General features: G+C 67.0%; 15 protein-coding genes. 11 read left to right on the plus strand and 4 right to left on the minus strand.

Translation table 11 applies throughout. The features are described from left to right. Positions 1-145 precede the first annotated feature (145 nt). The 3 genes from Acor_RS23825 to Acor_RS45540 are packed head-to-tail and all read left to right on the plus strand — an operon-like array spanning position 146 to position 3,531. The gene (locus tag Acor_RS23825) at positions 146-1,135 is read left to right on the plus strand and encodes an aldo/keto reductase (protein WP_155339003.1); all 990 of its coding nucleotides are present in this window, start codon (positions 146-148) and stop codon (positions 1,133-1,135) included. A 51-nt stretch (positions 1,136-1,186) separates the two neighbouring features. Then, positions 1,187-3,364 carry a peptidase domain-containing ABC transporter gene (locus tag Acor_RS23830; protein ID WP_155338952.1) on the plus strand — a complete coding sequence of 726 codons (2,178 nt, stop codon included), beginning with the start codon at positions 1,187-1,189 and terminating at the stop codon, positions 3,362-3,364. 35 nt (positions 3,365-3,399) lie between these two features. Further along, positions 3,400-3,531: a hypothetical protein gene (locus Acor_RS45540; RefSeq protein ID WP_281353252.1), complete on the plus strand. Its 132-nt coding sequence runs from the start codon at positions 3,400-3,402 to the stop codon at positions 3,529-3,531. 72 nt (positions 3,532-3,603) lie between these two features. Here the strand turns inward: Acor_RS45540 and Acor_RS23835 are convergent, their stop codons facing one another. Continuing rightward, complete coding sequence (locus Acor_RS23835; RefSeq protein WP_246239038.1) at positions 3,604-4,251, minus strand: TetR/AcrR family transcriptional regulator; 648 nt, start codon at positions 4,249-4,251, stop codon at positions 3,604-3,606. Between the two features lie 95 nt (positions 4,252-4,346). On the opposite strand from Acor_RS23835, the gene Acor_RS23840 reads away from it, so the two are divergent. Beyond that, on the plus strand, positions 4,347-5,255 hold the full coding sequence (locus Acor_RS23840; protein ID WP_155338953.1) for an NADP-dependent oxidoreductase: 909 nt from the start codon (positions 4,347-4,349) through the stop codon (positions 5,253-5,255). A gap of 14 nt (positions 5,256-5,269) precedes the next feature. On the opposite strand, the gene Acor_RS23845 is transcribed toward Acor_RS23840, so the two are convergent. Then, on the minus strand, positions 5,270-6,148 hold the full coding sequence (locus tag Acor_RS23845) for an aminoglycoside phosphotransferase family protein (protein ID WP_218034444.1): 879 nt from the start codon (positions 6,146-6,148) through the stop codon (positions 5,270-5,272). Between the two features lie 342 nt (positions 6,149-6,490). Between Acor_RS23845 and Acor_RS23850 the strand changes: the two genes are divergently transcribed. From Acor_RS23850 to Acor_RS23860, 3 genes are all read left to right on the plus strand, one after another. Beyond that, the gene (locus Acor_RS23850; RefSeq protein WP_155338954.1) at positions 6,491-7,303 is read left to right on the plus strand and encodes a trypsin-like serine peptidase; all 813 of its coding nucleotides are present in this window, start codon (positions 6,491-6,493) and stop codon (positions 7,301-7,303) included. A 138-nt stretch (positions 7,304-7,441) separates the two neighbouring features. Continuing rightward, complete coding sequence (locus Acor_RS23855) at positions 7,442-7,870, plus strand: cellulose binding domain-containing protein (protein WP_155338955.1); 429 nt, start codon at positions 7,442-7,444, stop codon at positions 7,868-7,870. Positions 7,871-7,886: 16 nt separating this feature from the next. Continuing rightward, the gene (locus Acor_RS23860; RefSeq protein WP_155338956.1) at positions 7,887-8,180 is read left to right on the plus strand and encodes a putative quinol monooxygenase; all 294 of its coding nucleotides are present in this window, start codon (positions 7,887-7,889) and stop codon (positions 8,178-8,180) included. A 9-nt stretch (positions 8,181-8,189) separates the two neighbouring features. On the opposite strand, the gene Acor_RS23865 is transcribed toward Acor_RS23860, so the two are convergent. Then, positions 8,190-9,023, minus strand: a complete 834-nt coding sequence (locus Acor_RS23865) for an alpha/beta fold hydrolase (RefSeq protein ID WP_155338957.1) — start codon at positions 9,021-9,023, stop codon at positions 8,190-8,192. Positions 9,024-9,182: 159 nt separating this feature from the next. Next, a complete protein-coding gene (locus tag Acor_RS23870) occupies positions 9,183-10,412 on the minus strand; it encodes an FAD-dependent monooxygenase (protein WP_155338958.1) in 1,230 nt (409 codons plus the stop codon). A gap of 114 nt (positions 10,413-10,526) precedes the next feature. Between Acor_RS23870 and Acor_RS23875 the strand changes: the two genes are divergently transcribed. The 4 genes from Acor_RS23875 to Acor_RS23890 all read left to right on the plus strand — a co-directional run bounded on the left by Acor_RS23875 (position 10,527) and on the right by Acor_RS23890 (position 13,379). Next, positions 10,527-11,057, plus strand: a complete 531-nt coding sequence (locus tag Acor_RS23875; protein WP_155338959.1) for a TetR/AcrR family transcriptional regulator — start codon at positions 10,527-10,529, stop codon at positions 11,055-11,057. A 468-nt stretch (positions 11,058-11,525) separates the two neighbouring features. Further along, the gene (locus Acor_RS23880) at positions 11,526-12,293 is read left to right on the plus strand and encodes a hypothetical protein (RefSeq protein ID WP_155338960.1); all 768 of its coding nucleotides are present in this window, start codon (positions 11,526-11,528) and stop codon (positions 12,291-12,293) included. A gap of 129 nt (positions 12,294-12,422) precedes the next feature. Further along, positions 12,423-12,782 carry a hypothetical protein gene (locus Acor_RS23885; protein WP_218034445.1) on the plus strand — a complete coding sequence of 120 codons (360 nt, stop codon included), beginning with the start codon at positions 12,423-12,425 and terminating at the stop codon, positions 12,780-12,782. Between the two features lie 300 nt (positions 12,783-13,082). Further along, positions 13,083-13,379: a hypothetical protein gene (locus Acor_RS23890; RefSeq protein ID WP_155338962.1), complete on the plus strand. Its 297-nt coding sequence runs from the start codon at positions 13,083-13,085 to the stop codon at positions 13,377-13,379. The last annotated feature ends 108 nt before the right edge of the window (positions 13,380-13,487 follow it).

Raw genomic sequence — 13,487 nt, forward strand, 5'->3', positions numbered from 1 at the left:
TGTACGGTCGCCGCCGCCCCGGATCCTGGCCCCCGCAGGGCTAGCCTCACCTCGGTCTCCCTCCCGCCCGGCAGGCTCCACAGAATGGGATCATGACCTTCGACGACACCGACTTCTTCGAACTGGCCGCGAAGGATGTGGCGTGATGCGATACCGGCTGCTCGGCCCCACCGGCCTGCGGGTCTCCGAACTCTTCCTCGGCGCGATGACCTTCGCCGGCCCGGAGGAAGCCCGCAAGATGCTCGACCTGTACGCCGACGCGGGCGGCAACGTGATCGACACCGCCTCCGCGTACGGCGACAGCGAGGAGATCCTCGGCGACCTGCTGCGGCAGCGGCGCGACCAGTTCGTGCTGGCCACCAAGTTCACGCTCAGCCGGGACGCGGGTGATCCGAACGCGGGCGGCAGCCATCGCAAGAACCTGACGCTGTCCCTTGAGGCCAGTTTGCGGCGGCTGCGGACGGAGTACGTGGATCTGTTTTGGGTGCATTCGTGGGACGAGCACACGCCCATTGAGGAGACGATGCGGGCGCTCGACGATGCCGTACGGGCCGGGAAGGTGCTTTATGTGGGGGCGTCGAATCTGCCGGCGTGGCTGGTTTCGCGGGCCAACACGCTGGCGGAATGGCGGGATTGGACGTCGTTCGCCGGGATTCAGGTGCCGTACAGCCTGCTGATGCGGGACATCGAGCGGGAGTTGCTGCCGATGGCGGAAGCCAGTGGGCTGTCCGTGGCGACCTTCGGCGCGCTCGCCGGGGGTGTGCTTTCCGGCAAGTTCACCAATTCCGGCGTCGTGCCGACCGGGACGAGGGTCGATCCGGGCTCGCTGACCGCGCGGGACCACAGGGCCGCAAGTGCCGTACAGGAGATCGCCGGAGAGTTGGGGGTGACCGCGTCGCAGGTCGCGATCGCCTGGACCCGCAGCCGGTCGGTCGCGGTGCATCCGATCATCGGGGCGCGCAACGCCGAGCAGCTTCGGGACAACCTGGCCGCCGTCGACGTCACGCTTCCGGCGGAAGCCGTGGATCGGTTGAATTCGGTGATCGAGTTCGATCTGGGTTACCCCGCCACCGACAATCTCGGGCCCCGGCCGTGGCTGTTCGGCTCCGCGGAAGGCCGACTCGACGGTCGCTGACTTCAACTTGGCATCAAGCGGCCCCCAAGACCCGCCTGCGACGATCCCGCGATGAGCATAAAAGTCCCCATCCGGCTGCAGAGCGGGCTGGCCGAGTGCGGCGCCGCCTGCCTGGCCATGGTGCTGAGCCACCACGGGCGGCACAGCAGCGTCCGCGAGGTCAGCGAACAATGCGGGGTCGGCAGGGACGGTCTGTCCGCGCTGGCCATCGTCCGTGCCGCCCGCGAGCACGGCCTGCGCGCCGACGCGTTCTCCGTCAAGGAGCTCGCGGGGGCTCCGCTGCCGGCGATCGCGCACTGGCAGTTCAACCACTTCGTCGTCGTCGAGCGGTACGGCTCGCGCGGCGTTGACGTGGTCGACCCGGCGGCGGGGCGGCGCAGGCTGACGCACGCGGAGTTCGAGGCGGGTTTCACCGGAGTGCTGCTGACCTTCACTCCCGGTGCCGAGTTCCAGCCTCGGCGGAGGGCCCGCAGGGGTTGGCTGCGGGCCCTCGCCGGGACCGCGCTCCTGCGGCAGCGGGCGTTGCTGGCCCCGATTCTGATGGCGTCGCTGCTGTTGCAGGGCGTCGGGCTGGTGGTGCAGAGCTTCGCCCAGGTGCTGATCGACACCGTGCTGCCCACGCGGGACGGCGGGCTGCTCGGCATGCTGGGGATCGGGCTGGCGGTGGCCGGATTGCTCCACATGGCGCTCACCTATCTGCGTTCTGCCACCCTGCTCAGGCTGCGGTTGCGGGTTGATCGGCTGCTGACCACGCAGGTGGTCGGGCATCTGTTCAGCCTCCCCTACCGGTACTTCCTGCATCGGGGTTCCGGTGATCTCGCGCAGCGCAGCGCGAGCGTGAGCCGGTTGCGGCAGTTGTTGTCCGGGCCGATCACCACGGCGCTGCTCGACGGGCCGCTGGCCGTGGGGTATCTGACGATCGTGCTGGTCAAAGCGCCGCCGCTGGGTTTCTGCCTGCTTGGGCTCGCCTTCGTTCAGGGCGCGTTGCTGCTGCTGACCAGGCGGCGGCGGTCGGATCTGAACCAGGTTTCGCTCAACGCCCAGGTGCAGACGCAGGGTCAGCTGATCGAGGCGATCAAGGGGGTGGAGACGCTGAAGGCCAGCGGCGCAGAAAGTGCGGCGCTCGGTCGCTGGTCACGGCTGTTCAACGAGCAGCTCGCCGCCGATCGGCGGGTGGGCGCGACGGAGAACGTGGTCACGTCCGTGCTGGAGAGCATGCGGCTGGTGGCGCCGGCGATCCTGCTGTGGGTCGGTGGCTGGCTGGTGCTCGGCGGGCGGGCGGGGTTGGGGGCGACCCTGACGCTCTGTGCGCTTTCTGCGGCTGCGCTCGGGCCGATCACCTCGTTGCTGGCGAGTCTGCGGACGTTGCAGGAGGCGGCCGTACACGTCGAACGGCTGGCGGACATCCTGGGGTCCGAACCTGAGGCGCAGGGCGAGATCCAGGTGCGTGACCTGCGGGGACGGATCCAGCTCGCGGAGGTGTCCTACCGTCATGATCCGCGTGCGCCGTGGACGTTGCGGCAGATCTCATTGCATATCCGGCCAGGTGAGAAGGTCGCGCTGGTGGGCCGTACCGGGTCGGGGAAGAGTACTCTCGCCCGGCTCATGCTCGGGCTGCACGAGCCCACGCTCGGCAGCGTCAGCTACGACCGGGTGCCGCTCGGCGCGCTGCACCGGGGCACGCTGCGCCACCACTTCGGCGTCGTCACGCAGGAACCGCACCTGTTCAGCGGGACCATCCGGGAGAACATCGCGCTGACCCATCCCGAGGCGTCCCCGGCCGAGATCGTGGAGGCCGCGCGGCTGGCCTGCGTGCACGAGGACATCGAGGCCATGCCGATGGGCTACGACACGACGCTGTCGGAGGGCATGGGCCTGTCCGGCGGGCAGCGGCAGCGGCTGGCGCTCGCCCGCGCCCTGCTCGGGCGGCCCAGAGTCCTGCTGCTCGACGAGGCGACCAGCCACCTGGACACCGTCACCGAGACGCAGATCGAACAGCATTTGTCGCTGCTCTCCCAGACCCGGATCGTCATCGCCCACCGCCTCAGCACGGTACGGGACGCCGACCAGATCTTCGTGATCGAGGACGGCCGGATCGCCGAGCACGGGACTCATGCGGATCTGATGGCACGCGGCGGACCCTACGCGGCCCTGGTCGCCGGCCAAGAGGGCGAGGATTCGGCGTCCAGTGCTCTTCAAGAGTTCCCCAAGTCCCCCCTGTCACATTGAGAGTGCACAAACCAACCAGGAAAGGTTCCAGGAAAATGAACAGCTTCGAGACCACCGCTCGCACCATCGACGACAGCGAGCTCGCCGCCGTGACCGGCGGAATGCCCCCGAACTACGACTGGATGAACTACGACTGGCGCGACGCCGTCATCTCCGCTCTGCCGTAAACAAGCCTGACCCACAGGGGTCGTCCACCCACGGACGACCCCCGCCCGGGAAAACGGGGTGACCACACCAGGTCACCCCGTTTCCTGTGTTTCGGGGCATTCAGCTGGGGTGAGCAGAGTGGTGAGCTGCTCGCGGCACAGCTGGCGGTAGTCCGGCGAGTCGGGGGCGACGCCGAGGAGATCCTGCACGATCTGCGGCATCGCGACAGGGGCGAAAGCGACCAGGTGCGCGAGCAGGACGACGAACTCCGGGCTCACCGCGTCCGTTAGCTCCCCTGCCTGCTGGCGATCGCGGGTACGGCGCACGCCCTCTTCGAGGCGCTGGCGCTGGGTTTCGCGGGACTCCTCGCCTCCGGACCAGTCACCGAGGGCCTGCCACACGACCAGGCGGGCCCAGTCCATGTGATCGAGAGTCAGATCCAGATACGCCCGCAGCGACTCGGCGAAGGTCGACTCCGCCGGGACGGCCGCGTCCTGCCGGGTGGACCAGCGGCGTCGAAGCTCGTCGAGCAGGCCCTGCTTTCCGCCGAAATAGTAGGCGATCAACTGCTGGTTGACCCCGGCACGGGCGGCGATACCCGCCGTCCGGGCACCGGAGTAGCCCTTCGCGCCGAACTCGACCATCGCCGCGTCGAGGATCTTCTGCCGCGTCTGCTCGGCCGCCTCGTCCCGCGCCGTCCGACCGCGATGCCGACGAGGCGACTGTCCGGGTTCGATCACCGCCCCAGTACACCACCCAATCGATTGATTGACAAACGTCATGCGTTTGATTGATGCTGCACAGGTCCGTACGGAATCATGAGGAAGGGCCAGATATGGCGAGGGTCGTAGTGTTCGCCGAGTACGGCGAACCAGAAGTGCTGCGCGTGGTCGAAGTCGACGATCCGCATCCCGGCGGCGATGAGCTCCGCATCCGCGTGAAGGCAGCAGGCGTCCAGCCCGTCGACGCGCGCTACCGGCGGGGCGATTTCTCCCAGTACAAACCAGCCGATTTCCCGGCACGACTGGGCAACGAGGCTGCCGGAGTCGTCGACGCGATCGGCCGCGACGTCACCGGATTCGCGATCGGCGACGAGGTCATCGTGTTCGTCGACTCGATCGCCTACGCCGACACCATCGTGGCCCCGGCTGCCAACGCCGCCCACAAGCCGGCCGCGATGCCCTGGCCGGAAGCCGGAGTCCTGACCGCCAGCGGACAGACCGCCGACACCGCACTCGACGCACTCGGCGTCACCACCGGCGACCGGGTCCTGATCCACGCGGCGGCCGGCGGCGTCGGCTCCTACGCGACCCAGCTCGCGATCGCCCGCGGCGCCACCGTGATCGGCACCGCCAGCGAACGCAACCACGCCTACCTCACCGAACTCGGCGCGATCCCGGTGACGTACGGGCCTGGACTCGCCAATCGCGTCAGAGAACTCGCACCCGACGGCATCACCGCGGCCGTCGACTGCATCGGCGGCGAGGCCAACGACGTCTCCGTGCAACTCCTCGGCACACCCGACCGCGCGATCACCTTGGTCGACTGGCAACACGCCGGCGGCGTCCGCAGAGTCGGCACCGACCGCTCCGCGACCCGCCTCAGCGGATTGTGCTCCCTGTACGAGAAGGGAGCCCTCACCGTCCCGATCTGGAAACAGTTCACCCTCGACCAGGCACCCCTGGCCCACCACGAAATCGAGACCGGCCATGTCCGGGGGAAGATCGCACTGGTAGTGAGTTAGTTCGCGCCCGCCATCTAGTGGTCGGCGAGGACTTCGTTGATCACATGTCGTGCGTTGGCCGCGAACACCGGGTTCGTGTTCAGGTAGTACGGGAGCGCGATGAGCGCGATGGCGAGCGCTCGGCCTCGTCCGCGTGCCCACGTCGCGTCGTCGACCTGGAGGGCGGCGCGGAAGTCATCGCGCACGGCGGCTGGGAGGAGGTTCCACGCGACGATGAGATCGCAGGAGGGGTCGCCCACGCCCACGGTGCCGAAGTCGATGACCGCGCTGAGCCGTCCCTGGACCACCAGCAGATTTCCCGGCATCAGGTCCGCATGGATCCAGACGGGTGGCCCCGCCCACTCGGGAGTCTTCAGATCGGCTTCCCAGGCCGCGGTCACCGCGTCCGTGTCGACCAATCCGCGCGAGTCGTCGAGGGCGATACGCATCGGTGCATCCAGCAGTGACAGCGGGCCGCCCCGGTAGCCGGGCGGCCCGTCCGGCAGGTCGATTCGGCGGAACGCGGTGACGAACTCCGCCAGGTCCTTCGTCAGCAGCTCCGGCGCGGTCAGGGTCTCGGGGGACGGGTTCACGCCGTCGAGCCAACCGAAGACGGACCAGGAAAAGGGGTACCCCTCGGCGGGTCTTCCCTCGCCGAGGGGAACGGGAACGGGCACCGGAAGGAGCGGGGCGAGTCTCGGCAGCCACCGCAGGTCCTTGTCACCCGCCGTACCCCTGCGGGGCAGCCGCACGGCCATGTCCTGACCGAGCCGATAAATGGCGTTATCCGTCCCGGACGAGTCGAACGGCTCGACGGGCAGATCCGCCCACTGCGGAAACTGCGTGGCGATCAATCGGTGTACGAGGGGGACGTCGTGGTCCACCTCGTCGGCATGCATCTTGCGTGCGCGCACGAACACCTCAGTTCTGAAGTCATGACGCGACGGCACTCGTGCCACCGCCGCACACCCGTCTGCCACCCTACGACGATCGCGTACTGCTCATCGGCGCCCGAGGTCTCCCCGACTGACGGTGCAATCGAATATTCGCGCGCCGCAATTCAGCCGGTAAAACGCTTCTTTGGCGAGACCGCATCGATTTAAACACATGCACCATCACACGCCTTCGCACACGCTCTCAGCTCTTCGAGCTGCGAAAATATAGGTTTGACCCGGTGTGCGAATTCAATAGGATGCCCCCTGGAAACGTCCGCAGGGACGTGGGGTCCGTCCGCGGCAAGACCTGGGGGGTCAATTATGAAAAGCAAATTCGCTGTATTAGGCGTGGGTTTACTGGGCGCGGCGCTGCTCGCCACCCCGGCCGGCGCCGCCGGCCTGGCGTCGACGGAGGCGCTGGCGGCCGACACCGCGTCGGCCCGGCTGGTGGCGGAGTTCTGGCTGTCCAACGACCGGGCCAACCTGGCCAACGCCACGCCGTACAACGTGCAGACCGCGGTGACGGTCAGCCCGGCGGCCGCCCCGATCCCGGACGGGAACCGCACGATCATGGCCCCGACCGACCGGGCCAGCTTCCCCGACAATCCGGACCCGGACAACGTGCTGGCCCTGCCCAGGACCACCGGCAAGGTGTTCTTCGTCGCCGCCGACGGGCAGCCGCACTGGTGCTCGGCCACCAGCGTCTCCGCGTTCTACCGCAACCTCGTCACGACGGCCGGGCACTGCGTGTTCGACCCCGCGAACGGCGGCGCCGCCCACGCCAAGTGGGTCTTCGTCCCGACGTCCTACCGGGGCAAAACCCCCTACGGCCTGTACGTCGGCCGGACCGGCGCCGCGCTCACCGAGCTCCGTGCCGGGAACTACAGCCGGGACTACGCCGTCGCCGCCGTCTGGAACGGCGTCGATCTCGCCGCCAACGGCACCATGATCGACAAGGGCCGGCTGGTGGAAGTCGTCGGCGGGCAGGGCCTGGCCTGGAACCAGCCGATGTCCACCCCGCTGTTCGGCTTCGGCTACCCCGCCGGAACCCACCCGGACGGCACCAAGCCCTACAGCGGACTCAAGGACGTCTACATGGCGGCCGTGGGCACCCCGAGCGGCCCGATCATCTGATTCACCGGCGACCTGAAAACTTCATGGCCGGATCGGGGTGAGCTGCGCGGCGGTCCGCCGTGGGCGGGAGATCTATTGACGCGGTCCAAAGACGAACGGACGCTCACAGCGCATCGCCCATCAACGGGAAGGCGTGTCATGAGGTCACTGAAATCCACGATCGCCCGCGTCGCCGCCGTCGTCCTCGCGTTACCGCTATTCGTGGGCGCCGCCACTCCCGCGGCGTCCGCGAATTCCGCCGCGTACGGCTGCGACGTCACCTGGGACACCACCGACTGGACCACGGGATTCGTGGCCGCCATCTCCATCAGCAACACCGGCACCATCCCGTTCACGCCCTGGATTTTCCAGTTCGTCTTCTCCGGCAACCAGCAGCTCTCCACTTCCTGGAGCGGTGTCTGGTCGCAGACCCCGCCGAGCGTGCAGGCGACCAATCCGACCTGGTTCCCCGCCATCATTCCGGGCGCTTCGTACGGGCTCGGCTTCACGGCCAACTACACCGGCGTGAACGCCAATCCGACCGGCGTCACGCTCAACGGAGTCCCGTGCGTGGTGACCTTCCTCTGACGAATAACCTGGCCCGATGAGCCAGCTGCAAGTGATCGCGCACTACACGGTTTCCCCCGGCAACGAGGACGCGGTCCTCGCGCTTCTGCCGAAACTGGTCGAAGCCAGCCGTACCGAACCCGGCAACATCTCCTATGTCGCGTATCGCGCGCTCGACGACGAGCGGCGGTTCGTCCTGATCGAACGGTACGTGTCGCGGGAGGCCTTCGCCGCCCATCGCGAGTCGCCGCACTTCATCGACCTGGCCCTCGGCCAGATCGTGCCGCTGCTCGCCAGCCGGGTGGTCGAGGTGTCCGACGTCGACGAATGACCTGGCGGGTCACCGGGCGAGGAAGTCCAGCAACGCCCGGTTGACCTCCTCCGGGTGGGTCCACGCCACGTTGTGCGGGCCGTCCTCGATGGTGACGAAGGTGAGGTCCCTGATCAGGCCGGGCAGGCGGGCGGCGGTGTTGGGATAGGGCAGGATCCGGTCGGCTTCGCCGTGGATGAGCAGGGTCGGCATGTCGAAGTGCGGCAGATCCGCCCGGAAGTCGGTCAGCCAGGCGTCCACGCAGGCGTACTCCGCGTACGGGGAGGCCAGGGTCGCGACGACGAAGCTGTTCTGCCAGGCCGCGTCGCTGATCCGGGTGCCGCGGTAGACGTCGACGTTGTAGAAGTTGTCGAGGAATTCCTTCAGGTAGGCGGGGCGGTCGTGGACGATCGATTCCTTGATGGCGTCGAAGACCTTGCCGTCCACGCCGTCCGGGTTGTCGGCGGTCTGGAGCAGGAAGGGCGGAATCGCGCCCATGAGCACCGCCTTGCGGACCCGCTCCGAGCCGTGCCTGCCGAGGTAGCGGGTGATTTCGCCGGTACCCATGGAGAACCCGACCAGGTCCACTTCGCGTAGATCGAGGTGGTCGAGCAGCGCCTTGAGGTCGTCGGCGAGGGTGTTGTAGTCGTAGCCGGTGGTGGGGTGGCTGGACTTCCCGAAGCCCCGCCGGTCATAGGTGATGACCCGATACCCGGCCTGCAGCAGGACGCGCTCCTGCTTCTCCCACGACTGCCCGTCGAGCGGATACCCGTGGATCAGCACCACCGGCCGCCCCGACCCATGGTCCTCGTAGTGGATGTTGATGAGGTCGCTGTTCTCCTGGCCGACCGTGACTTTCCCCATGATCTCCGCCTTCCCCCGAATACGCGATTTACAGCCCAAGCTAGCGGGCCGATTTCGGAGGATTTTGCAGTTCGGAGAGGTACGGACGGTGTTCCAACGCCCAGCCACCGGGGATTGATTCATGATCCGCCCACCCGGCGGGCTTGGTGAAGATATGCCTCAGAGTTGGCTTTCCCGGCGGGCCGGCGCGTACTCGGCCACCGTGACGTCATCGTGCAGCCGCAGCCCACCACCGCCGAGCTTCGACACAACACGAGCGATCGGCGTGGGCAGATACCCGAACAGCCGAATCCCCGCCATCATGGCCGCCAACTCACCCCTGCTCCCCGGAATCAGCCGCTTCGCCGCCCCGACCGCGAAGGTACGGCTACGCCGCACATAATCACCGAGCGCACGCTCATACGCCGGAAAAGCACGGGTGTGGTCGCCACCCGCCGCCGCCAGTTCGCCTGCCAGCACATACGCGCCGACAATGGCCAGACTCGTGCTCCCGCCGACCGCGGGCCCCGGGCAGTATCCCGCGTCGCCCACCAGGCTGACCCGGCCACGCGACCACGTGTCCATCCGCAACTGGGTGACCGAATCGAAGTAGAACGTCGGCGCGGTGTCCACCAGAGCCAGGAGTTCGGGCACCTCCCAGCCCAGGCCGTCGAAATGTTCGCGGAGGAGTTCCTTCTGCCGGGCGACGTCCCGGTGGTGATAGTCGAGCTCTTTCGCCGGCCGGAACATGAACAGGCCACGGGCGTCGTCCAGGCGACCGTCGCCGTACACGGCGGCCATTCTGTTCACGCCGACGACGCCTTCCATGCGCCCGCGCAGGCCGAGGTAGTTGGGCATCGAAATGACCGCGAGGTACGCGCCGATCCAGGTCGTGAATCCGGATTCCGGGCCGAAGACCAGGCGGCGGACATTCGAGTGCAGGCCGTCGGCGCCGATCACCAGGTCGAATTCGCGGGCGGGCCGGTTCTCGAAGGTGACGTCTACGCCGCCGGAATGGTCCCGCAGCGCGGCGATGGAATCATCGAAGAAGTATTCCACGTCGCCGAGAGTGGCGTCATAGAAGACCTCGCTCAGGTCGTCGCGCATGATCTCGATGTGCTGGTCGGAGATCGCGGTCATCAGCTTGCCGATAGCGAGTTCGCGGGCGCGATCACTCCCCTCCCGGCGGATCGACAGCCACTCGGTCCCGGTGTTCCTGGCTTCCAGAAGCGGAAGCACGCCCATCTTGTCGGCGATGCGCACGGCCGGACGGAACAGGTCGACCGCGTGACCACCCGCCTTGCGCAACGTGGCGGCGCGTTCGACCACGGTGACGTCGAAGCCGTATCGGGCCAGCCAGTACGCGAGGACGGGGCCGGAGACGCTGGCACCCGAGATGAGGATCCGCATGCGCTTGTCCTTACTTAACGGAAGGTCAATTCGCTTACTTAACGGATGGTAAGTGTGGCGGAGTTCCCACCACAAGGGACTTACCGAACGATAGGTAAGCGTTACCCTGTGACCATGGCGAGACCCTCGGACACCAAGGCCCGCATCCAGGAGGTGGCGCGCGAGCTGTTCCTGCGGCAGGGCGTGACGAACACCAGCCTGCGGCAGATCTCCGAGCGACTCGGGATCACCAAACCCGCGCTCTACTACCATTTCGATTCACGGGAAGCGCTGCTCCGGAGCGTCATCCAGCCCCTGACGGACGACCTGGAGGCCTTCGCGGCCGCTCGCCGGCCCGGACCGCCCGAGGACCTCCTGGCGGACTACTTCGATCTCGCCTGGCAGCATCGCGACGTGCTCATGATGATCGTCGCCGACCTCTCGATCCTCAGCGAGCTCGACCTGGTCGGCCGCATGCTCTCCTGGCGCGAAACCCTGGTCACCCTCCTCATCGGTCCCACCGCCCCCCAGAGAGCGCGAATCCACGCGACCGTCGCGGTCGGCGGCCTGTCCGACTGCATCGTGGAGTACGCCCAGCTCCCCGCCGAGGACGTCAAGAAGGCCGCCGTCGAAGCCGCCCTCGCGGCCCTGCACGCGGGCAGCTGACCCCTGGGCAGTCCTGCCAAATACAAAAAACCGACAAAAGCCCCAAACAACCAACCGTTTCGGGTGGATTCTCCGGTCGATGGCGACTAGCTTGCAGGGTGTTACACCAGGTGAGAGCTGCGGAGGAGCCATCATGACAGCACAGAACCCGGCCGGTAGAGCACGCTTCGTCACCGGCACCGACCGGACCACAGTCTGATGCTGAGCACCCGCACCCGCCCGCGGCAACGCCGACCCGGCAGCATCGGACGCGTCGACTTAACGCGCCAGGCAGCCAGACTCGCCCTACGAAGCCGATCCCACCGCCTCGGACAGATCTCCTTAACCCGGGCTCCAGCCCAACCAACCATCCTGCTCGACAGGTCACCACACCGACCCGACGGAGCCGGATGCCTCGGCTCCCTTCCACAAACAGCCGAACCACCCACGCCGCCGACCCAACTGGGCCCGGACCGATCCGGCGAAGTCGTGCGCATCTCCTCCGCCCGGCAGTTGTTCCGCCGCCCGGAGCAACAGCGCCCCGGCGACAGCGGCCAACTCGATTCACCCTGGCCGACGGCCCACGACCTGTTTGGCTCAGAACGCCCAATCGATGGGGTTGGCCACATCGACTCGGTCGGCCAGATCCACTTAATCCACCCAGCAGGCGAAACAAGCTCTTCGCCTGCCCAGTCTCGGCAATATGCCGATGCGGGTGGGTACAGCCTGATCGGGTTGACCGGCCGCGATGATCGCGCCGCGAATGGATACGACTCAACCTGGTTGGCTGACCCCGACGATCACGTCACGGACGAATACGACCCGACCCAGTCGAGCCACCCCGACAATCGCGTCACGGGTGGATCCGGCTCAACCCGGTTGGCTGACGCCGACGACCGCATCGCGAACGGATACGGCTCAACCCGATCGGCCCGCCCCGACGACCGCATGGCGGACGGATACGGCTCAACCCGATCGGCCGGCCTCGACGATCGCGCGGACGAATACGACACGACCCAGTCGACCGACCCCGACGAGAGCGTCGCAGGCTCGACCCGGTTGGTTGGGCGCGACGATCGTGTTGCGGGTGGCCGGGCCTCCATCTTGAGTCGGGTCTGTCTGTGGATTGCGGCGCTTAGGCGGATGCTGGTCAATATCGTCGAATCAGCTCGCACTTACCATGAAATCTTCTTATTACGTAGGCTATTGCGTGTGAGGGTTGGCCGGATTGGGTATCCTGTGCCTGGCGCTGGATGAGGAGGCCGCATGCAGGCCACGTCGATCGACAGTTCCGCCCGCGAGGCTGGTGATGTACGTCTAGATGGGGACGTACTTCGCAAAAGCTCGATGAGTTTCGCTGATCTTCGGGCGCTTCCCCTGGTTGAAGTGGAAGCCGTGTTCGCGTGCCGGAAATCGGGTGTGCGGCGACATCGGTTCGCGGGGCCGCTGCTGGTGGATGTGGCGAGGCTGGCCCAGCCCACGTTCAATGTCACCAAGCGTAAGGACCGGTTACGCTTCCTGCTGTCGATCCTGGGCCGGGACGGTCACCACGCGGTTTGCTCCTGGGGAGAGATCGATCCGGAGTTCGCCGGGGTCGCGGCGGTGCTGGGCACCCGGATGGACGGCCTGGATCTCGACGACCAGGGCCCGCATCTGGTGGTCCCGGGAGACCGGTGCGGCGGCCGTCACATCAGCGCGGTCACCGAAATCCGAATCTGGTCCGACGACCAACTCTGGTCCCGGTGACCCCGCCAACTGTTGCCCCGGTGGCTTTGCGCGCTGAGGCGTTGTTCTCACGAGGGCGGTCGGCACTTCCTCGGAGCGAAACTCCTCAAAGGCCCTTGAATCAGCCCTCGTAGCTCGTTTTTCGGTGTTACCCGGGTTCTTGCCGTCAGGGTGGCGAGTCTGACGCGCTCCCCCGGCCGCAGCGCCGGACATAGCCATCAATCCGCTCCAAGAGCGTGCAAAATCGCAATGTTTGTCTACTTATCTGGAGGTTCCCGCTCATACGGCCGGGCACAATCCGGACGAAAAGGGGGATGTTAGATGATCAATAAGATTCGCGAGAACGGGATCAATTCCCAGCACATGTACATGGCGGGGTTCGCGTCCGTCGGGCTGTCGGCCGCGTCCTGGATGATCTCCAGGATGGCCGAGGGCTCGGGCATGAACCGCGCCGACCATTGGGGCATCTTCATCGGCCAGTGGGCACCGACCTTCTTCGTGCTCGGCGTCGCACTCCGCCTCGAAGAAATGCAGGACGGCAAACACGAGCCCACCATGGGCAAGTCCAAGATGGAGTCCCGCATGGCAGGCAACTCCCGCATGTCCTCTCCGACCTGACAGCCGGCGCGGGTGGGCCTCCAAACCTGCCCACCCGCATCCCCCGCGTCACCACCCTCCGCCGCGAATGGCCCCTCCCAAACGGCTGCATCCCCCGCCTCGATCCTC

It is taken from the genome of Acrocarpospora corrugata (genome assembly GCF_009687845.1).
Lineage (GTDB): Bacteria > Actinomycetota > Actinomycetes > Streptosporangiales > Streptosporangiaceae > Acrocarpospora > Acrocarpospora corrugata.

Coding starts and splice junctions, on each gene's coding strand:
- Acor_RS45540 (WP_281353252.1), top strand. CDS start 3,400: ATGAACAGCTTCGAGACCACCGCTCGCACCATCGACGACAGCGAGCTC.
- Acor_RS23865 (WP_155338957.1), bottom strand. CDS start 9,023: ATGGGGAAAGTCACGGTCGGCCAGGAGAACAGCGACCTCATCAACATC.
- Acor_RS23875 (WP_155338959.1), top strand. CDS start 10,527: ATGGCGAGACCCTCGGACACCAAGGCCCGCATCCAGGAGGTGGCGCGC.
- Acor_RS23830 (WP_155338952.1), top strand. CDS start 1,187: ATGAGCATAAAAGTCCCCATCCGGCTGCAGAGCGGGCTGGCCGAGTGC.
- Acor_RS23850 (WP_155338954.1), top strand. CDS start 6,491: ATGAAAAGCAAATTCGCTGTATTAGGCGTGGGTTTACTGGGCGCGGCG.
- Acor_RS23855 (WP_155338955.1), top strand. CDS start 7,442: ATGAGGTCACTGAAATCCACGATCGCCCGCGTCGCCGCCGTCGTCCTC.
- Acor_RS23870 (WP_155338958.1), bottom strand. CDS start 10,412: ATGCGGATCCTCATCTCGGGTGCCAGCGTCTCCGGCCCCGTCCTCGCG.
- Acor_RS23840 (WP_155338953.1), top strand. CDS start 4,347: ATGGCGAGGGTCGTAGTGTTCGCCGAGTACGGCGAACCAGAAGTGCTG.
- Acor_RS23860 (WP_155338956.1), top strand. CDS start 7,887: ATGAGCCAGCTGCAAGTGATCGCGCACTACACGGTTTCCCCCGGCAAC.
- Acor_RS23890 (WP_155338962.1), top strand. CDS start 13,083: ATGATCAATAAGATTCGCGAGAACGGGATCAATTCCCAGCACATGTAC.
- Acor_RS23825 (WP_155339003.1), top strand. CDS start 146: ATGCGATACCGGCTGCTCGGCCCCACCGGCCTGCGGGTCTCCGAACTC.